Annotated in this window: 17 protein-coding genes and 1 pseudogene; 10 read left to right on the plus strand and 8 right to left on the minus strand. The window is 53.2% G+C overall.

Annotated elements, in window-relative coordinates; genetic code table 11:
• The first annotated feature begins 111 nt into the window (after positions 1-111).
• The 5 genes from miaE to LVW35_RS13230 all read left to right on the plus strand — a co-directional run bounded on the left by miaE (position 112) and on the right by LVW35_RS13230 (position 4,366).
• Positions 112-273 (plus strand): tRNA isopentenyl-2-thiomethyl-A-37 hydroxylase MiaE, encoded by a 162-nt coding sequence (gene miaE / locus LVW35_RS13210; RefSeq protein WP_414887131.1) that lies wholly within the window; start codon positions 112-114, stop codon positions 271-273.
• The gene (locus LVW35_RS13215) at positions 263-865 is read left to right on the plus strand and encodes a tRNA-(ms[2]io[6]A)-hydroxylase (RefSeq protein WP_048399780.1); all 603 of its coding nucleotides are present in this window, start codon (positions 263-265) and stop codon (positions 863-865) included. Before miaE ends, LVW35_RS13215 begins: the two co-directional genes overlap by 11 nt.
• A 172-nt stretch (positions 866-1,037) precedes the next feature.
• Positions 1,038-2,237, plus strand: a complete 1,200-nt coding sequence (locus tag LVW35_RS13220; protein WP_048399778.1) for an SIR2 family protein — start codon at positions 1,038-1,040, stop codon at positions 2,235-2,237.
• On the plus strand, positions 2,227-4,158 hold the full coding sequence (locus LVW35_RS13225) for an ATP-binding protein (protein ID WP_233896091.1): 1,932 nt from the start codon (positions 2,227-2,229) through the stop codon (positions 4,156-4,158). The genes LVW35_RS13220 and LVW35_RS13225 overlap by 11 nt, the downstream gene beginning before the upstream one ends.
• Complete coding sequence (locus LVW35_RS13230; RefSeq protein ID WP_048399774.1) at positions 4,151-4,366, plus strand: KTSC domain-containing protein; 216 nt, start codon at positions 4,151-4,153, stop codon at positions 4,364-4,366. Before LVW35_RS13225 ends, LVW35_RS13230 begins: the two co-directional genes overlap by 8 nt.
• A gap of 72 nt (positions 4,367-4,438) precedes the next feature.
• Here the strand turns inward: LVW35_RS13230 and LVW35_RS13235 are convergent, their stop codons facing one another.
• The gene (locus LVW35_RS13235; RefSeq protein ID WP_233896092.1) at positions 4,439-5,068 is read right to left on the minus strand and encodes a recombinase family protein; all 630 of its coding nucleotides are present in this window, start codon (positions 5,066-5,068) and stop codon (positions 4,439-4,441) included.
• 521 nt (positions 5,069-5,589) lie between these two features.
• Here LVW35_RS13235 and LVW35_RS13240 point away from each other — a divergent pair.
• Positions 5,590-6,441 carry an exonuclease domain-containing protein gene (locus tag LVW35_RS13240; protein ID WP_048399771.1) on the plus strand — a complete coding sequence of 284 codons (852 nt, stop codon included), beginning with the start codon at positions 5,590-5,592 and terminating at the stop codon, positions 6,439-6,441.
• Between the two features lie 61 nt (positions 6,442-6,502).
• Here the strand turns inward: LVW35_RS13240 and LVW35_RS13245 are convergent, their stop codons facing one another.
• Positions 6,503-6,736: a helix-turn-helix domain-containing protein gene (locus tag LVW35_RS13245; protein ID WP_048399769.1), complete on the minus strand. Its 234-nt coding sequence runs from the start codon at positions 6,734-6,736 to the stop codon at positions 6,503-6,505.
• A 631-nt stretch (positions 6,737-7,367) separates the two neighbouring features.
• Between LVW35_RS13245 and LVW35_RS29145 the strand changes: the two genes are divergently transcribed.
• Positions 7,368-8,198, plus strand: coding sequence for a TonB family protein (locus LVW35_RS29145; RefSeq protein WP_233896093.1), 831 nt, complete (start codon positions 7,368-7,370; stop codon positions 8,196-8,198).
• Between the two features lie 87 nt (positions 8,199-8,285).
• Here the strand turns inward: LVW35_RS29145 and LVW35_RS13255 are convergent, their stop codons facing one another.
• Together LVW35_RS13255 and LVW35_RS13260 are read right to left on the minus strand one after the other, a co-directional pair.
• Entirely contained in the window at positions 8,286-8,897 is a 612-nt protein-coding gene (locus LVW35_RS13255; RefSeq protein ID WP_233896094.1) for a hypothetical protein, read from the minus strand.
• 216 nt (positions 8,898-9,113) lie between these two features.
• Positions 9,114-10,721 (minus strand): recombinase family protein, encoded by a 1,608-nt coding sequence (locus LVW35_RS13260; protein WP_233896095.1) that lies wholly within the window; start codon positions 10,719-10,721, stop codon positions 9,114-9,116.
• A 200-nt stretch (positions 10,722-10,921) separates the two neighbouring features.
• On the opposite strand from LVW35_RS13260, the pseudogene LVW35_RS13265 reads away from it, so the two are divergent.
• A pseudogene (locus LVW35_RS13265) lies at positions 10,922-11,416 on the plus strand (tRNA-(ms[2]io[6]A)-hydroxylase); the annotation flags it as partial.
• On the opposite strand, the gene LVW35_RS13270 reads toward LVW35_RS13265, so the two are convergent.
• On the minus strand, positions 11,372-12,571 hold the full coding sequence (locus tag LVW35_RS13270) for an MFS transporter (protein ID WP_233896096.1): 1,200 nt from the start codon (positions 12,569-12,571) through the stop codon (positions 11,372-11,374). The pseudogene LVW35_RS13265 and the gene LVW35_RS13270 overlap by 45 nt on opposite strands.
• A gap of 157 nt (positions 12,572-12,728) precedes the next feature.
• Between LVW35_RS13270 and LVW35_RS13275 the strand changes: the two genes are divergently transcribed.
• On the plus strand, positions 12,729-13,436 hold the full coding sequence (locus tag LVW35_RS13275; protein ID WP_233896098.1) for a winged helix-turn-helix domain-containing protein: 708 nt from the start codon (positions 12,729-12,731) through the stop codon (positions 13,434-13,436).
• A complete protein-coding gene (locus LVW35_RS13280) occupies positions 13,437-14,714 on the plus strand; it encodes an ATP-binding protein (RefSeq protein ID WP_233896100.1) in 1,278 nt (425 codons plus the stop codon). It abuts the gene before it with no gap.
• A gap of 6 nt (positions 14,715-14,720) precedes the next feature.
• On the opposite strand, the gene LVW35_RS13285 is transcribed toward LVW35_RS13280, so the two are convergent.
• The 3 genes from LVW35_RS13285 to LVW35_RS13295 all read right to left on the minus strand — a co-directional run bounded on the left by LVW35_RS13285 (position 14,721) and on the right by LVW35_RS13295 (position 17,927).
• Positions 14,721-15,512, minus strand: a complete 792-nt coding sequence (locus LVW35_RS13285) for a MipA/OmpV family protein (protein WP_233896102.1) — start codon at positions 15,510-15,512, stop codon at positions 14,721-14,723.
• Between the two features lie 17 nt (positions 15,513-15,529).
• On the minus strand, positions 15,530-17,344 hold the full coding sequence (locus LVW35_RS13290) for a serine hydrolase domain-containing protein (protein ID WP_233896104.1): 1,815 nt from the start codon (positions 17,342-17,344) through the stop codon (positions 15,530-15,532).
• Between the two features lie 94 nt (positions 17,345-17,438).
• Positions 17,439-17,927, minus strand: coding sequence for a GFA family protein (locus tag LVW35_RS13295; RefSeq protein ID WP_233896106.1), 489 nt, complete (start codon positions 17,925-17,927; stop codon positions 17,439-17,441).
• Positions 17,928-17,953: the final 26 nt, after the last annotated feature.

The following is a 17,953-nucleotide window of genomic DNA, read 5'->3' on the forward strand; positions in this document are numbered from 1 at the left end:
GTTGCTGCGCGGCGCACGTCATGTTGATGCACATCAAGGCCGGTGGCTGGTGGTCCGCGGCGGGGTCGGTATAATCGCCGGCCTTTTGTGATCATTTTGCCCGTGAGCCCGATGAACCTGCCCGAAATCCACGAATTCCTCGGTTGCCGCACGCCTGACGCCTGGGTCCAGGCTGCGCTGGCCGATCAGGACACCTTGCTGATCGACCATAAGAACTGCGAGAAAAAGGCGGCAATACAACTACGAAATGTGAGAAATCTCGATGCTGCCTGAAGTCCATGAATTCCTAGGATGCCGGACCCCTGATGCCTGGGTTGAGGCGGCTCTGCGCGAGCAAGACGTGATGCTGATTGATCACAAAAACTGTGAATTCAAAGCCGCAAGCACTGCGCTTAGCATGATTGCCAAGTACGGTGCGTATTCTGATTTGGTCATCATGATGTCCCGGCTCGCTCGTGAAGAACTTGTGCATCATGAGCAGGTTTTGCGGTTGATGAAGAAGCGTAAAATCGAATGGCGACCGTTATCGGCTAGTCGTTATGCATCGGGACTACGTGCGGTGGTAAGAAGCCATGAACCGGTGAAGCTGGTTGATACGTTGGTGGTGGGTGCGATCATCGAGGCGCGTAGCTGTGAGCGGTTTGAAGCGCTCGTGCCGCATTTGGACGAAGAGTTGGGGCGGTTCTATTACGGGTTGCTGAAAAGCGAGGCACGGCATTTTCAGGGCTATCTGAAGCTTGCATACCAGTACGGTGACGCTGCCGATGTAGACAGAGTCATCGAGAAGGTTAGAGATGTAGAGCAAAACTTGATCCAATCTGCGGATACTGAGTTTCGCTTCCATAGCGGGGTTCCTACCATCTAGTGCCGTGGTTCGGGCACTGGCTCGTCCTCTGAAACAGTTGCTAACGCGTGAGATATTGCGGGTAGTGGACAGTGTGTGTCTTTGAGCGGTAGCGTATGGCTATCACTGCTGAGTTCGGAGCCAAAAGCCGAAGCCCAGTTGACTTCATTTTGAAGATCAAGGATGAGCGTTCATGTCAGGCTTTGCTCACTGCCCCTATCGACAGTCGTCCCTTCTACAGCAAGCCCTTGCACCAAATAAAATGCGTATTGCATTTTTGTTGGGGGCTGGCTGCCCAATGTCTATTCGCGTTGATGCTGGTAATGGAAACACCGCTCCCCTGATTCCCGACATTGCAGGTTTGACCTCCTTGGTAGCAACCACCCTTACGGCTGATGCGGAGCTTAGCGCTGATTACACAGCACTAATTGGACGTTTCGGTGTTGGGGCATCCCCGAATATTGAAGAGATTCTCAGCCATTTGCGAGCGCTCATTGATGTTGTTAGGGACGGTGATATCAATGGATTGACCAAGCCGAAGCTACAGGCCTTGGATAAGCGAATCTGCGAACTTACCGCAGGTGTGGTGGGCGTCCCACTTCCAGGTGAAGGAACGCCCTATCACAAGCTTGCTGCATGGATGAGTGGTATTGCTAGGGCGCATGCTGTTGAGGTTTTTACCCCAAACTATGACTTGCTAATGGAGCAGGCATTAGAGTCGCATAAAGTTCCGTATTTCGATGGTTTTGTAGGCGCGCGTGAAGCATTTTTCGATCTTTCTTCAATGGAAACAGATATCTTGCCTGCGCGTTGGGCTCGGGTGTGGAAGTTACATGGGTCGATAAATTGGTGGCGCACACCTGAAAATGACGTTATTCGCAAGAATAATGGTGATGGTGCGGATCGCCAGATGATCTATCCGTCACATTTGAAATATGACCAGAGTCGTCGTCTTCCTTACTTGGCAATGCTTGATCGATTACGGGACTTCCTGGGGCGAGGACAGGCGATATTAGTTTGTTGTGGATACTCGTTCGCGGACCAGCATCTCAATGAGGTGATCATGAATGGCTTACGTAGTAACCCTACAGCCATGTGCTTCGGTTTACTTTATGGGGCCCGTAGTCAATATTCTGAAGCAATCCTGTGCGCGACGCGGCAACCTAACCTAAGTATTCTTGCCGAAGATGGCGCGGTCCTGGGAACGTTGAACCGGAACTGGAATGCCACGTCACAGGATAGCCATTCATTACATGGCGTAGCTGTCAGCAGCGTAACTGAAAACGACATAGAGCAATGCAAGTTCGGGTTAGGTGATTTCAAAAAGCTAGGGCAGTTTCTCGCCCATCAACTCAATCAGAGTTCCGATGTGGGCACCAATCATGAAGCGTGATCCTACCTTCATAGGTATTGTCCAAGATGTATTTGGGTCTTCAGTAACAGTTGAACTGAATGATGATACAGCCACAGGGCTAGGTTTTGTCGGTGGTGAAGGGTATCGAATTGGTCAAGTCGGTAGTTTTGTGCGGATTCCTTTGGGGTTTGTTGACCTCTACGGCGTCGTTTCTCAAGTAGGTGCAGGAGCAGCACCCGATTCAGGCGATGATAAGCGGGCTTACGGAAACCGTTGGATCAAGGTTCAGATGGTTGGTGAGGGACAGCGTGGTGGTCGATTTGAACGTGGTATCTCACAACATCCAACAGTTGATGACCGTGTCCACGTGGTAACTCACGCAGACTTGGCAGCCATCTACGGGGCTGTCGATCCGCAAGACTACGTTCCGATAGGACACCTTGCTAGTGCAGAAGCAATTCCGGCTTTAGTGAATATCAATCGCCTGATAACTAGGCATAGTGCAGTGGTGGGCACAACAGGGTCAGGCAAATCAACAACAGTCGCCGGGCTATTAAATGCGCTTTCAGACCCGTCGAGATATCCTGCTGCACGAATTTTAGTCTTGGATATACATGGGGAATACGCGAAAGCGCTTTCAAATAGGTCTACCGTTTTTAGGGTCTCTGCTGATTCAGCACAAAATGAGACAGCGTTGAATATCCCGTTTTGGGCATTGAGTTTTGATGAGCTAGTACCGTTCGCATTTGGGCGGTTAAATGATGCCCAAGCTTCTGCTGTAACAGACGCAATCGTCGAGCTGAAGCGTGAAGCATTGTTGAATTATCCTCGTACTGGAGTAGAACTTGAGGATGTTACAGCCGACACTCCGGTCCCGTTCTGCATTCATAAATTATGGTTTGAACTTCATCGCCGTGAACACCACACGCTTATTCCAAGGCCGGGCGCGGCGGCAGGCGAGGTCGAGCATGCATACGTTCTAGACAATACTGGGCACCCGCAGGAGTTGGGTGACGCGATGAGCGTGCGTCCGCCGCTCTACAGAACTGTTAAAACTACAGGGGCCGCTGATGAACGTGTCCAACTAGGCTCGGGAACAATTGGGATACGTGCCCAACTTGCTTCTTTAGCATCCAAGCTGCGTGATCCCAGATTGGCATTTTTGTTTCGGCCCGGTGATTGGGCTCCCGCACTAGATGGTCATGTGGTCAAGGACGTCGATGAATTATTACGCGACTGGATCGGCTCTGATCGACCGGTTTCAATTCTTGACCTATCGGGAATTCCGTCGAACATTCTAAGTGATCTGATTGGCGCAATGCTTAGGGTATTATATGACGCAATCTTTTGGGCTCGAAACTTACCGGAAGGTGGGCGAGAACGTCCACTATTGCTCGTGCTGGAAGAGGCCCATGCGTACCTATCACGCGAAAATGAAGGTTCTGCTTCAGCAGTTGTAAGGCGCATTGCAAAAGAGGGTCGAAAGTATGGCGTCGGTATGATGCTAGTTAGCCAGCGTCCAGCAGAGATCGATACGACTATTCTCTCTCAATGTGGAACGTTGTTCGCGCTCCGACTGGCGAATGATAGTGATCGTGGACATATAGCCAGTGCCGCAGCGGATAACCTGAAAGGCTTGTTCGAGATGTTGCCCGTGCTACGTACGGGGGAAGCAATTGTGGTCGGTGAAGCTGTAAGCCTGCCAATCCGAGCATTGATTACGCCGCCACCGATTGGGCAGAGACCCGACAGCGTCGACCCGAAGGTAGTAGTTAGGCAAGTTAATGATCAGGGCAGTCAGCTTTTTGAAGGGCCTGGAGGTTGGGCCCAAGAAGTGGGTGTATCTGATTACTCTATACTAGTGAAACAGTGGCGAAAACAGTCTTCTCGTTACGAACATGAGCCAGCAATTGTAGTGGCTCCCCAAGGGAATGAAGGAGTGGAACCTACAGATGATTGATTTTTTTGAAAGTCCAGAGTCATCAACGATAGCAAGAGTTGGTTTTGATGATGAATCACTGATCCTAATTATCGAGTTCAAAACAACGGGGACGTATCATTATTTTGATGTGCCCCAGCATGTTTTTGAAGCGATGCGGGCTGCACCATCCAGAGGCCAATTTCTTGCTCAGAATGTGAAGAAACAATTTCGCTATTCACGAGCCTGATTAGATCAATCTGTACAAGCCTTTGCTGTGGCAAGGTGCTTGTACAGTGCTTGGTCATAATGTTCATGGATTTTAATGCGAGCTCGGTGTAACGCGTTTGATCCGGTATACGGTCGCAATCCCTACGTCCGCGAGTTTGGCGATGTCATCAGCCGACATTGTTGGATGTTTAGCCATCAATGACTGTACCTTTGCCCACTTCTCTACGTTCTTGCCTTTCCCTGTAGGCGTCCAGTTCGGGTCTGCAAGGCGTTTGTTTTCCAATCCTTGCTTGATCCGTTCAACACGTTTTTCTTGATCAAGACGCGCCATCGTCGCCATTAGGTCTAACAGCATACTGTTGATGACTTCCATTATCTGGCCGGTAATTCCCTTGTCTTCAATTACCATGTGGCTTGTAGGCAGGTCTGCAATGACGAGACGTAGACCTTTTGCTTTGATCTTGGCTTTCAGTGTTTCCCAATCCGTTTGGGATAGGCGGCTTAAACGGTCAACACTTTCACAGACAATGCATTCACCGGATTGTGCTGCATCCAGCAATCGCATCAACTGTGGACGATCTAGCGTAGTACCACTGATGTGTTCGGAGTAGATGCCAGCAATGGTGAGGCCCTTCTCGCTTGCGAATGATTCAAGGCTTGCCTTGGCACGTAGTGCGTCTTGGTCTTTAGTGCTGGCTCTGAGATATAGGTGTGACTTCAATTTTGATTATCCTTTGGTCGTTGTTTTGATAGATAAATGATAATTCTATCATATAGCTATCTGCAATAGGTTTTTGGTAGTGTCAAGCGTGAGGTAATCGGACTACCAGATAAGTAGACCTATTTGATAGTCGGCCTTGGGTTATCGGAGTTCTCGTTGCTGCTGGTATTTTCATAACGGCTGGTATCGAGTCGAAATGGAATAATACGTAGGAAGCTATCTTTCAGTGGTCTTTCTATCTGCGTTCACCCTGAGCTGCACTGGATGACATACGGTGCCGATTGGGCTGCATATTTCTACTGGAAAGAGTCCGTCTGGCTCTTGGGGTGCCGCATCGGTTGACGAGCCCTTGGGAATAAGGCCGATGAATATTCTGCAAAACCGATTCACAGGCCCTGTGCGAGCCATCAATTTGCAATCACTTCATCCAGTTGATAGGTTTATGAAGGTATTTCGCTCTGGTCTGCCGCTTAGCCTGGTCGAAGTAAATGGAGTTGATAATCGACGTTACGAGGTAGCAAATGGATTTCACAGTCATCGACGTTGAGACCGCAAACCCCAATCTTGCCAGCATCTGTCAGGTGGGAATTGCCGTATTTCGAGCAGGTCAATTGCACGAAACATGGAGTTCGTTTGTTAATCCGAACGATTACTTTCACCCGATGAACGTTTCTGTGCATGGAATTGACGAATCGATGGTCTCGTCAGCTCCATCTTGGTCCGACGTTTATGATCAGATTTTGCCTTTTGTGACGGGGCAAATCGTGGCTAGCCATATGCCGTTTGATCGCACAGCGACACTGCGAGCGTGTCAAAATGCGGACTTGCCCCATTTTGATTGTTCTTGGCTTGACACCGCGAAGGTTGCCCGCCGAGCATGGTCCGAGTTCTCCCGGTCGGGCTACGGATTGAAGAATCTTGCGTCCTTTTTTGAAATTCCTTTCGAGCATCATGATGCCCTAGAAGATGCGCGTGCTGCGGGGGAGATATTGCTTCGTGCAATCGCTCATACCGGGTCCACGGCTTCGGAGTGGTGCTCGCTCGTCAACATGCCGCTGTCTGCACTGAATGCAGTAGAAGGGCTATCGGTCAATCAAGACGGTGTCTTAGCAGGGAACGTCGTAGTGTTTACTGGAGCACTGTCCATCCCGCGCCAAGACGCGTCTGCCATGGCCGCAGAAGGTGGTTGCGAGATCGGCCTGGGAGTTACGAAGCAAACCACGCTACTGGTAGTTGGTGATCAAGACATCACCCGATTGGCCGGGAAAAATAAGAGCTCAAAACACCTCAAAGCCGAACAACTAATTTCAAAGGGGCAAAAAATTCGCATCTTGGGTGAAAGCGACTTTCAGGCGTTACTGCGGCCATCGTGATGGGGTAGTGATATTGATCGAGTTAGTAGTGCAAGCAGTCGATTGTGAGCAGCGATATGGACTAAGGGTGCTCGTCAAGCATGTTTTCCAAATCGGATATCAATACAGAGGGGGAGCACTTCAAGGCGTTTGCTAGCTTAAACAGTATCGCAATCGTAGGGTAGTGAATCCCCCGTTCTATCAGACTGACGTAGTTACGCTGTATATCAGCATCATGTGCAAGCTGTTCCTGGGTCAGTCCAGCTTCCTTGCGTTTTTGCCGCAGTACCTTTCCGAAAGCTAAGCCGATATCCACGTTTGCAGCCCCATCTCAAAGACGGGTCACTGTCGGTGATGGCTGTTCGTACGTCCTCACAGTATACTGTGAATATTGAGTTCAAATTCACAGTAACTGAGGTCGGTATGAAGCTATACGCATCTATTTTCATCGCAGCAATCAGCATGCCCTTGGCAAGCCTGATCGGTATCTGTTCGCTGGAGTTTGGATACGTCTCCAGCATCCGGCAGGCCCTTGGCGTGGGGGTAGTCGTTGCGGCTGTGACGCTTATCCTTTCGGTCATCCTGTTCATTTGCGGTATCCCATCGACACTGCGGCGCCTACGTGTTCAGCGAAGCGCCAGCAACTGATTCAGAAAGGGGCCGTAATGCGAAAAATATCAGCCAGTCATGAATCTACTGTGGTCAAAGTAAGATCGAAAAGCCTGTTGGCGGCAATCGCGCTGAATACATTGCTTCCAGGGGCTGGCTATTTGTACATGGAACGTTGGGTCGCGGGTATTCTCGGTGGCGCGCTAGTTGTCGCAATCTTCATACGTAGCCCATGGGAGCACTTACTGCTGGTTTGGATGTTTGCTAATTTTATCATGATGATTGATATGTGCTTGTTGAAAGCACGAAACAACTTCTAGCACTAAAAAGGTACTTTTATGAGGTTTGCGTTGTTCATGTTTTTGTCAACTATGGCGTCTGTAACATATGCCGCCACAACTGATCCTACTGCATGGGGGCAATTCAATACGCGTATGCATGAAATGTTGGACACCACTGGGTGGCATTTTGATCAGGCGATGGATACGAAGCAAATTGCAAAGGAATATCAATCTAACCAAGCAAGAGCCCAGATTAAATTCAGTAAACCTGGTATATACCGTGGAAGGGTCAGTAAGGTCATGATGGATGACCAAGGGGCCTTCTTGGTTATTGATCAAGGGAAGAGTGCCGCCGCTACTGTGCATTTGGCTGGTTATCAGGCTTGGCCATGGAAAACGTCTGGAAGCAAATCAGAAATTTTAGGAATTCAACCTTTCATTGAATTTGCCGCGAATTTTGATGCGGGACAAGAGTTGTTTTTCCAATGTCGGCGCGTCGAATTTGGTCTGGGAATATACTTGAGAAACTGCTTGGTTTTTCCGCCTGTCGTCGCGGCAACAAAGTTTGCTCCTGAATTAATTAATGAAATAGATATTGGCGCAGCTTTTGAGGATATGATCAAGGCAAGAGCCTCTGAAGGCTGGTCTAGGCCACCATCGTTACAGAGCGGGTTAGAGGTTGAATTGCAAATCGCGCTGAAAATGGACGGTGTGGTTGATTCGGTTGTTGTGACTAAGAGCAGTGGTGACACATTGTTTGACAAGTCTGCCGTAGCCGCATTGAAAAATATTGGTCGCTTGACAGAGATGCAAGAAATGAAACCATCTGACGTCAATCGTTATAGGTTATTCACTATGAAATTAAAGCCAGCTGATTTGACACTTTGATTAACTGTGCGCCTTGGTCTTGATGCGGCTTCTGGCGGCCTGTGGGCCTCTTTGGGTTGCTTTAGTTTCCTGTCGCTAGCTGTCCAGCTAGAGGCCGACAAAAGCTCCTAGATCGCCTTCCAGGGGGTTTTCTGTAAGCGTGTGTTGTTTGGCAAGGCGTAAGTTTGGTTTGCCATTCTTGCGCCATTGTTTCAGTAATGACGTGACCTTTCTACTTCCACTCCACAGTTGGTGCCTATTTGGTTTCGATTTGATCTTGGCTAGATATGTCATCCACTTGAAAAAGCTGTCTAAGTCTTCCAGACTTTGTAAGTGGTGGCCGTATGCGTCATGATCCGGACCGATTATGGAATAGTCCGCTAGTTTTCCTTCGTGTTTGAGTTTGGCATGTATATGTTGAAGGCTTGCTTTTTTATCTTTTTTGTCATTGAGAATGACAGCGTGATGATGATGTACCCCAGTTTCATCATTTTCAGTAACGGTAACCCTCAATGGTAAATAGTTGGATTTTTTCCTGTAGTAGTTGTTGATGTTGGCGCTGTATTCGGCTGGGGACATTTTGTCTGTGAATCGTGTTCTGACGTGATAGCCTCTGGGGTGTCGTAGCGTTTCTGTCGCACCATATACCAGTACGTAAAGTGCTTGAATTATGTTTTCAAATGATGGGTATCCAGCATTGCATTTGATTGGTACTCCCATGTAATTGTCTTGGATGTACCGTTGCTTCGGTGAAGTGGTCATGTTTTCTAGCTTAGGCGTATGGCGTAGCTGATTCCTTTGATGGTTGTTGGTTTGACAATAGAGAATTAAATATCCTGTGTTTCGATATCGCGCTGGGCCAAGCCCGCCGCTGGTTTTAGGCGAAATGTGTGTTTGTAAGTCATCAATTTTCTGATCGGGTGGTGCTCTGTGCGGTCAGTTGCTGATGGATGTATAAAAATCATACATCGCTTGTTCTTTGGGGGAGGTTTCAACTGGTGCTAACGTGTTAATGCCTTGTGAGCGTTGTATAGCAAGCATATTTTTGAAAAGCTCCAAGCGCTCTTTTGTTAATGTCCCTTCTCGGTTTGTTATGTGATGAATTTGGGCGGCAGTCGAAATTCGATATGCTTGTTTTTTTCTGTCATATCCTTCGTACGTGCATTTGCTAAACTCGTTGCCCTTGGTGCTTGCCTCAATGCGACCATTGGTGTAGCACTTTATATTGAACGCAGCGGATTGAAGTAAAGCATTTAGTCTCATCGGGTGGTCTGCAATCAGTTCGTATTGGTAATCCCATGCCATGTTGTATGTGGAGTTTTTTTCTGTGCTGTCATCTATAATGAAAATCTTATCGCGTTCCAGGTTTTTTCTTTCCTTTGTCAGTGCGGCAATTTGCACATCTATCTCTGGGACCTGCCCGTACTTCATCAGGGATGTCACAAGGGTTTGTATCTTTTCACTGATATTGCGTAACTGCCCTTCAATGACGATAAGTTTTTTCCTGCTTGTAGAAAGCTCCAGGTTTTTCATGGCCGTTTCAACAGCCAGTGTTGCAGTGTCGTTGCAGATGTGTAGCAAAATAGGCACTGGAAAAGATTTGTTGTTCTGGCACCTTAAGTCGCCGTAAGCACAACGAGTTGTACAGCGCATAGTGAATGGGCTATGTTTGTTGATTTTTACCTGCATGTTTGCGCCGCATTCACCACATTTGATAAGCCCGGATAGGAAGTGTGTGCGTGCTGCTGTTGCAGGCTTGTACTCGTCTGAAAATCGCTGCTGCACTTGGTAGAATAGTTCTTCTGAAACAATGGGAGGGTAGATTTTCCATTCCTTCCAGTACCCGATTGCTATTCTGTTGGTAAGCCAACGTCTAATTGTGCTTGGGTTGATTTTTGCAAACGTTATATGCATGCTAATTAACCGTTTCAGGATTCTTCTTTCCCCGATTCCGGCTAGTGCATCCTCAAAGGCTCCTTTCATCGCCAGGGCGATTTCATCTTTTATTATTCCATTTGAATCAAGCCAGATTGGTGTCCTACGTTTTGGGATGATGCCATTTGCGGCAAGCTTTTCACGTGCCCTGTAACTTTTCTTGATTCGTTCTGACAGTGAGGCGCTGTACATATATGCCTGCTGTACCTTTCCGACTAAAGACCATATCTGCTCGGATTTTATGATTGGGCCATATGTACAGTTGTCTTGTAATGTTATTATTTGTACCTTTGCGCTGACGATCTGATTGATTAAGGAGATCATTTCCATTTCTTGCAATCTACCAATGCGGTCGATTGCTTCCACGAGTATTACATCACCTTCTTTTATTTCGCCTTGGTTTATGGCTTCCAGTAGTTGTCCGAAACCATGTTTTAGATGGTCACCTTTGGATGCTGATCGCCCTAGGTCTTCGAACTTTTTTGGGTATAACTTGTAGCTTGGATTGTTTTCAATCCATTCGGCTATTAGTTCTTGTTGTCTAGCTAAACTAGTGCCTTTTCCTTGTTTTGTACTCGAAAAACGAGCATAACCTACCGCATAGGGCATTATTGACCTTCGTTATATTAATTAAGTTTGGGTGCCGCCGATGTTCTGGTGCTAGGTATGCTGCACTGGCGGGGCTTTTCGTTCAGATGAATAATTTATAACATGCGAATATCACAGGATAAACATTGGCTGAAAATATAAGGGGCTGCTTTTGTGTCGGGTGGCATGCACAGGTTCGTAGCGGTAATGCAGATATTAGCGAATTCAAGGCTGCCAGCACGGCCCTGAGCCTGATTGCCAAGTACTACAGCCATGTCGACCTGATCAACATGATGTCGCGCCTGGTCCGCGAAGAGCTGGTGCACCACGAACAGGTCATGCGCCTGATGAAAAAGCGCAAAGTCGAGTTGCGCCAACTGAATGCCGGGCGTTACGCCTCGGGTTTGCGCAAAGTCGTGCGCACACACGAGCCCGTCAAACTGGTAGACACCCTGGTAGTTGGCGCGTTTATCGAAGCCCGCAGTTGTGAGCGTTTCGAAGCACTGGTGCCGCATTTGGACGAAGAACTCGGCAAGTTCTACTTCGGTCTGCTGAAGAGCGAGGCGCGGCACTTTCAGGGTTACCTGAAGCTGGCCTATCAGTACGGTGACGCCAAGGATGTTGCCCAGGTGATTGAGCGGGTAAGGGGCGCCGAGCAGGAACTGATCGAGTCACCCGATATCGAGTTCCGCTTTCACAGTGGCGTGCCAGCCTGAGGCGACCGCCAGGCCAATCAGTGCAGTAATCCCGGCCAGCAACAGGATCACCGTCTGCGTGCCCAACGGGGCTGCCAGCAGCGCAATCGCCAGGCCCGCCAAGGGCTGCGGCAGGTTATTGAGCAGGGTGATCACTCCCACGGTCTTGCCAAAATCCTGCACGGGAATCACCCGCTGACGGGTGCTGCGCAGGTAGACGTTGAACATCTTGTCGAAGCCGGTGACCAGTAGGAAGCCCACGGCATACAGCCAGATGCCGGGGCTGGCCGCCATGATCACGGCGCCCAGCGCAATCATCGAATACGACAACCCGCCCAGCACTTTCAGCGGCAGCCCGGCCCGCGCCAGGTAAAATAAAATCCCGATGGTCACCAGGGCGCCAGCCGCCTGCAGCAGGGCATAGGTGTCCTTATCCTGTGCAAATTGGCCGGTCACCATGGCCGCAGACGTGGCCAGCGTGACGCCAATGATCAGGTTCACGCCCACGGCCAGCGTGATGATCCGCTTCAGTTCCGGCAGGCTGCGGATATGCCCGAAGGCAATCTTCAGCGGTTGCAGCCAGATATCCCGGTGTTGCTCGAAGGTCTCCAGGCTGACGGTGCTGGAGCGTTGCCACACCCGCATTGCCAGGTCAGCCAATAAGAACAGCCCGGCCACCCCGAGTACGACCCAGTGCCAGGCCCACACTTCCAGCATCAGCGCCGCCACCAAGGGCCCTAGCACCAGCCCGCTCTGGTCGGCAATCTGCGAATAGGAGAGCGTCTTGGCGTAGCTGTACTGTGGGAACACATGGGGCATCAGCACTTCCCGCGCCATGATGCCCTGGGTAGTCAGCACGCCGCAGAGCGCCGAGAGCAGCACGATCCAGACGATTGTGTCGAATACCCCGTACAAAACCACGGCCATCATGCAAGCCAACGCCCGGTACACCTGGCTGATATGCAGGATGCGCACCGGCGCGAACTTGTCGCACAATGCGCCGCATACCGGGAACGCGAGATAACGCGGCAGCGACTCGATAAAGAACGCCAGCCCGGCCCAGGCTACGCTCTGAGTGGTCTGGAACACGATCAAGGGCACGATAAACAGCAGAATCTGGTCGGCCAGCCGCGACAGAAACAATGAGACAAAGAACGCCAGATAATCCTTGCGCATACAACTCCCTGTGGATGGCGTTAAAGAATGCAGGTTATTTGTTAAAAACTCTTAAAAGCATGAAGCTTCGTCGGCCAATGCTGGCCAGCTGATTTAGTTGCCCAGCTTGCCACCTATAATGCCTGCTCTTCAATCGGCTTCTGCACACTGAGAACTTATGGAAAACCTGGGGTTGGGCAAGGTGTTGCTCGTTGAGGACGACGAAAAGCTCGCGGGGTTGATCGCGCATTTTCTGTCGCAGCATGGCTTTGAAGTGCGCGTAGAGCACCGGGGCGACGAGGCCCTGGCGGCGTTCCTCGACTTCAAGCCGAAGATCGTTGTGCTCGACCTGATGCTGCCCGGCCAGAGCGGCCTGCATGTGTGCCGTGGGATTCGCGCGGTGTCCGACACGCCTATCGTGATCCTCACGGCCAAGGAAGACGACCTGGACCATATCCTGGGCCTTGAGTCCGGTGCCGACGATTACGTGATCAAACCGATTAAGCCGCCGGTTCTGCTGGCCCGCCTGCGCGCGCTGCAACGACGCCAGGCACCGGAACCTGCGGTACGCGGGGCGCTGGCCTTTGGGCGGCTGGCCATTGATCGCAGTTGCCGGGTGGTCAGCCTGGGGGATGACAAGATCGACCTCACCACCATGGAGTTCGAGCTGTTGTGGTTGCTGGCCAGCAACTCGGGGACGATCCTGTCCCGTGATGACATCCTCAACCGTATGCGCGGCATTGCGTTCGACGGCCTCAACCGCAGTGTCGATGTGTATATCAGCAAACTGCGCAGTAAGCTCAACGACAACCCCCGCGAACCGGTGTGCATCAAGACCATCTGGGGCAAGGGCTATCTGTTCAATCCGTTCGCGTGGGAGGCCTAGATGCTGCGGCTCTATATCCGCCTGTACATCATCCTGGCGCTGGGCCTGGCGGGGGCGATCTGGCTGGTCAACTACACCTACGACGAACTGCTGCCCGAAGCCAACGAAACCTATAATCGTGAAGCGATGCGCGGCCCCGCCTATAGCCTGGTGGAGCAATTGCGCCCTTTGCTTGGCGATGCCCGCGAGGCGCGCCTCAGCGAGCTGCAAACCCACTATGGCCTACAACTGGAATTGGTTCAGCGCGATGACCAGGCGTTGAGCCAACGCGAACAACAATTGCTCGCCGCGGGACAGTTGGTGGTACGTGGCGACTTCATGGAATTTATCGCCAATATTGATGGAGGCCCGCAACTGCTCAATATCAAGCTGCCTGATGAACCGAGGTGGCTGTATGTGTGGGCCTATAGCCTGCTGGGATTGTGCCTGGCAATCGTGCTGTATTTCTGGGTGCGCCCGCACTGGCGTGACCTGGAGCATATCCGCCTGGCCGCGCAACGGTTCGGGGACAATGACCTTCGTTCGCGCATTCTGCTGCCGCGCCGCTCCACCGTGCGCGAGCTGGCCGGGCACTTCAACCAGATGGCCGAGCGCATCGAAAGCCTGATCGCCAATCAGCGCGAACTCACCAACGCCGTGTCCCACGAACTGCGCACGCCGATTGCGCGCCTGTCGTTCGAACTCGATCAGCTCAAGCAACAGGGCGATCCGCGCCAGCGCGGCGAATTGATCGCGGACATGTACGCGGACCTTGGCGAGCTGGAAGAAATGGTTTCCGAACTGCTCACCTATGCCAGCCTGGAACGTGGTGCCACCCAGGTCACCCGTGAGCGCATCGAGGCCCACAGCTGGCTCGACAGTGTGATCGGCAGCGTGGCCCTGGAGGCTGAAGCGGCGGGCATCCAGCTGTCGTTGCGCACCTGCGAGGTGGACTTTGTCCAGATCGAACCGCGCTTCATGGCGCGTGCGGTGATCAACCTGTTGCGCAATGCGATCCGTTACGCCGAGCGCCGTGTGGAAGTGTCGCTGGTCAAGTTCGGCAACGGTTATGAAGTGCGGGTGTGTGACGACGGGCCCGGTGTGCCGGAGGACGGTCGCTCGAAGATTTTCCAGCCCTTCATGCGCCTGGACGCCAGCCGCGACCGCCGCACGGGTGGTTTTGGGCTGGGCTTGGCGTTGGTGCAGCGGGTGTCGCAGTGGCATGGCGGCCAGGTGCAGGTGCTGGATTCGGAATGGGGTGGGGCCTCATTCCGAATGACCTGGGCGTATGCCGAGTAAAGCCGGTTAGAAGGTGTACTCCAATACGCCCATCACCGACGTTTGCAGCCGCCGCTCAACAATCGGGCTCTTGCCCGCTTCATCCGCCAGGTACTGCACATCCAGCAAGGTCGAGAACTGGGTGTGCTCGCTGATCGGCAGGCTCCACACCAGGTTCATGCCATTACTGATATTGCCCGCACCTGCTTTATAGGCTTTGAAGCGGCTGCGCGCGGCCTGGCCGGTGGTCACGCCGTACCAGGTCTGCAAGTAGTCACGGTCACCGAAATGGCTGCTGAGGCTGGCGTCGACGGAGCCGAAACGACCTTCGTACAGCTGGGTGCCCAGGCTCAGCTCCAAGTGTGTGAATGCCTTGCCGCTGTCCTTGTGGTCGTCTTCCTTGAGTGCATGTTCCAGGGTGGCGCCAACAATCATGCCGCCCAGGTTATAGCTGGCACTCACGCCCACTTGCGGGCGTGCCTTGATTTCGCCCATGCCTTTGAGGCGCTTGGAACCAAGGCGCATGGACTCGTTTTTGTCCTTGCGCGAAGCACTGGCACCGACGTAGGCACTGAAACTCAAGGCGTTGCCGTCGTAACCCCAGCCCAGGCCTTTTTCGGTGTCGAGAAAAATCCCCCACGGGCTGACGATGGCACCGCCGATGACGGGGGCGGTCATGCGCTCGTCGCTGCCGCTGTAGCGGGGCAGGTTGGCCACGCCGGCCTTGAGGCTATAGGCCCAGTCTTCGGCCAGCACGTTATCGGCTGCTGTGAGCAGGCACAGAGAGGTGAGGGCCAGGCAGAAGTTTTTGGAAGGCATCAGGGTTTTCATGGGTGTCAGAAACTCAAGGGTGGATGGGTGCGTTTGAAGGAGTAGCCTGAGGCGCTCAGGCCGTTGATCTGGCGGCTGACGGTGTCGCCCAGGCCATAGCCGTTGCCGGCCAGTACGGCGTGGGCGTTGTCGACGGGCAGCAGGATGTAGTCGGTCAGCGGCTCGTCATGCAGTTGGCCGCGAATCACCAGGAAGCCGTCTTCCAGGCGCACGCTAATGCCGCTCAACGGCGCATCGGGCTCATGGGTGTTAAGCACTTGATAGGTGCCGACGGTCTCGGCCCACGCCATAGGCAGCGGCGGCGGGTCGATGCGTTCGCCGATGGCAATGCGCTGGCCGTGGCTGCGCGCGGTAAGCATCTGCCGGCCTTGCACGGTGATCACATCGAGTTGCACGCGGCCCAGTTCGCCGAGGTCTTTGAGCCAGAAACCGAGGACCTTCTTCTGCGCGCGCAGCCAGCCGTGATCGTCGCGGAGCAATTCAAAGTTGTAGCCGGCCAGTTCGCCGTGCAGCCGATTGGCGTCATCCTTGATCCGAAACACGCCCCAGGCAGTCGCATAAAACCCGGCCAGGCGTTTGCGGTCGATGGCGGCGGGCACTTGGCGCAGCTTGAGCCCGTGGCGGGGGGCCTGGCAGTCGTCGCTGCACACCGGTTTGCCGGTTTGCGCCTCAAGCATCAGGCGCAGGGTGTCGGTGGTCAGCGCCGCAATCAGGTCTTCGGCGTTGCTGTCATTGGCCATGATGATCACCGCCAATTGATGGTCCGGCAGCAAAGTCAGTTGCGCGGCAAAATCATCGCCACCGCCGCTGTGCTGGAAGGTGCGCACCCCAGGGCCGATCGGCTCATCACCGCACGGCGCGAGAAACCACGCCAGGCCGATCTGGCAATCGAAGTCCAAGGCGTTGCCGGTGTTCTGCTGGGTGAACATGTCATCGATGGAATGGCTGGCCATCACCCGATTGCCCTTGTAGAGGCCCTGGGCGAACAGCATCTGCACGTAATGGCTGAGGTCCTTGGGGCTGGCCCACAAGCCGCTGGCGGCAAGGTCACGGACCTGGGCGTCGGGGCTGGCGACACCGGCTTCATAGCCCTGGGCGCGATAGCCGATTTGCGCAGCGGTCCCGACAAAGCTCGCGCGGTCCATCGCCAGCGGCTTGAGCAAGCTGTGTTGCAATTGGGCTTCAAAGTCCTTGCCGCTGCTGCGCTCGATGGCGGCGCCCACCAGGGCATAACCCAGGTTGGAGTAGGCGACTTGCGTGCCGGGCGGTGTACTCAACCACACGCCGGACACACGCATCGGCATCTGCCCCATTGCATAGCTGCTGCGCAGGTCACGCAGGTGCTCACTGGGCAGGCCGGATTGATGACTCAGCAGGCGCCGCAAGGTGATGGCGTGGTCGGCTGCCTGTTGATCGGCGTGGAACCGCGAACGCACATAGAACTCGCGCAAGGTCTGCTGGATGGGGGCGTCCAGTGCCAGTCGCTGCTGTTCAACCAGTTGCAGAGCAGCGCTGGCGGTGAGCAGTTTGGAGATCGCGCCGGCACGGAATGCGGTGTTTGGGGTCACCGGCAGCCCCCTGGCTTTGTCGGCCATACCGAACCCGCGGGCCCAGATCAACTCCTGGCCATTGACCAGCGCAATGGACAGGCCGGGGACATTGGCTTGGGCCATGTCCCCGGGGATCCGGGCCTGCAGGTAGCGAATGATTGCGCTGTAGTCGCCCTTGGCGATTGGCGGTGGGGCAGGGGGTTGCCCATGGCAGCCGATACTGCCCAACAGGCAACCGAGCAATGGAAGACCGCGCAATGTGCGAAGCATGAAGAGCACCCAAGAGGTGGTTTGGATGCTCGAATGCTAGGGGCGCTGCGCCCCGAGGTCTTTGGCAGCTTTGTCGAGAAACTGTCAAAGACTGTTAACGGGTAATGCCGTGTCGCTCATGCCATTGGGCGATGGATTCCTCAGGGTATTCATCGAACTGCAGGTCACCCTTGCGCAGGGTGACTTCCACCCATGGCGCCTTGGAGCCGAGCATCAAGTGCGTATGTGCCGGTGGCACCGGCAAAGGCGTGTCGATGGCCGAGGCAAACGGATGGATCAACTCCGGCCATTGCGGGCTGAACAACCATAAGGCGCTGCCGCACTGCGAACAGAAATGCCGTTCGGCGGTACTCGCATGGGCACGGCTGGCGCCTTCGGGCTTGAGCTTGGCGTGGTAGATCGAAATGAACTTGCGCCCGCGTACCTTCAAGCTGTTGGTGTCACCGGCCAGGTTGATCGCATAGCCGCCACCGCCCTGGGTTTTGCGACAGATCGAGCAATAGCAGCGTTGGTAGGGGTAGGGGTGGTCACTGGAGAGGCTGAACGTGACGATGCCGCAGTGGCAGGATCCTTCGAGCTGCATGGGCTGACTCCTTGGGTGAGATGACT

The sequence above is a fragment of the Pseudomonas sp. HN11 genome (assembly GCF_021390155.1).
Classification (GTDB): Bacteria; Pseudomonadota; Gammaproteobacteria; order Pseudomonadales; family Pseudomonadaceae; genus Aquipseudomonas.

Bases quoted from the DNA above. Each gene is read 5' to 3' on its own strand.
- LVW35_RS13220 (WP_048399778.1), top strand. From the start codon at position 1,038: ATGTCAGGCTTTGCTCACTGCCCCTATCGACAGTCGTCCCTTCTACAG.
- miaE (WP_414887131.1), top strand. From the start codon at position 112: ATGAACCTGCCCGAAATCCACGAATTCCTCGGTTGCCGCACGCCTGAC.
- LVW35_RS13260 (WP_233896095.1), bottom strand. From the start codon at position 10,721: ATGCCCTATGCGGTAGGTTATGCTCGTTTTTCGAGTACAAAACAAGGA.
- LVW35_RS13285 (WP_233896102.1), bottom strand. From the start codon at position 15,512: ATGCCTTCCAAAAACTTCTGCCTGGCCCTCACCTCTCTGTGCCTGCTC.
- LVW35_RS13215 (WP_048399780.1), top strand. From the start codon at position 263: ATGCTGCCTGAAGTCCATGAATTCCTAGGATGCCGGACCCCTGATGCC.
- LVW35_RS13290 (WP_233896104.1), bottom strand. From the start codon at position 17,344: ATGCTTCGCACATTGCGCGGTCTTCCATTGCTCGGTTGCCTGTTGGGC.
- LVW35_RS13255 (WP_233896094.1), bottom strand. From the start codon at position 8,897: ATGGGAGTACCAATCAAATGCAATGCTGGATACCCATCATTTGAAAAC.
- LVW35_RS13280 (WP_233896100.1), top strand. From the start codon at position 13,437: ATGCTGCGGCTCTATATCCGCCTGTACATCATCCTGGCGCTGGGCCTG.
- LVW35_RS29145 (WP_233896093.1), top strand. From the start codon at position 7,368: ATGAGGTTTGCGTTGTTCATGTTTTTGTCAACTATGGCGTCTGTAACA.
- LVW35_RS13295 (WP_233896106.1), bottom strand. From the start codon at position 17,927: ATGCAGCTCGAAGGATCCTGCCACTGCGGCATCGTCACGTTCAGCCTC.
- LVW35_RS13275 (WP_233896098.1), top strand. From the start codon at position 12,729: ATGGAAAACCTGGGGTTGGGCAAGGTGTTGCTCGTTGAGGACGACGAA.
- LVW35_RS13225 (WP_233896091.1), top strand. From the start codon at position 2,227: ATGAAGCGTGATCCTACCTTCATAGGTATTGTCCAAGATGTATTTGGG.
- LVW35_RS13230 (WP_048399774.1), top strand. From the start codon at position 4,151: ATGATTGATTTTTTTGAAAGTCCAGAGTCATCAACGATAGCAAGAGTT.
- LVW35_RS13240 (WP_048399771.1), top strand. From the start codon at position 5,590: ATGGATTTCACAGTCATCGACGTTGAGACCGCAAACCCCAATCTTGCC.
- LVW35_RS13270 (WP_233896096.1), bottom strand. From the start codon at position 12,571: ATGCGCAAGGATTATCTGGCGTTCTTTGTCTCATTGTTTCTGTCGCGG.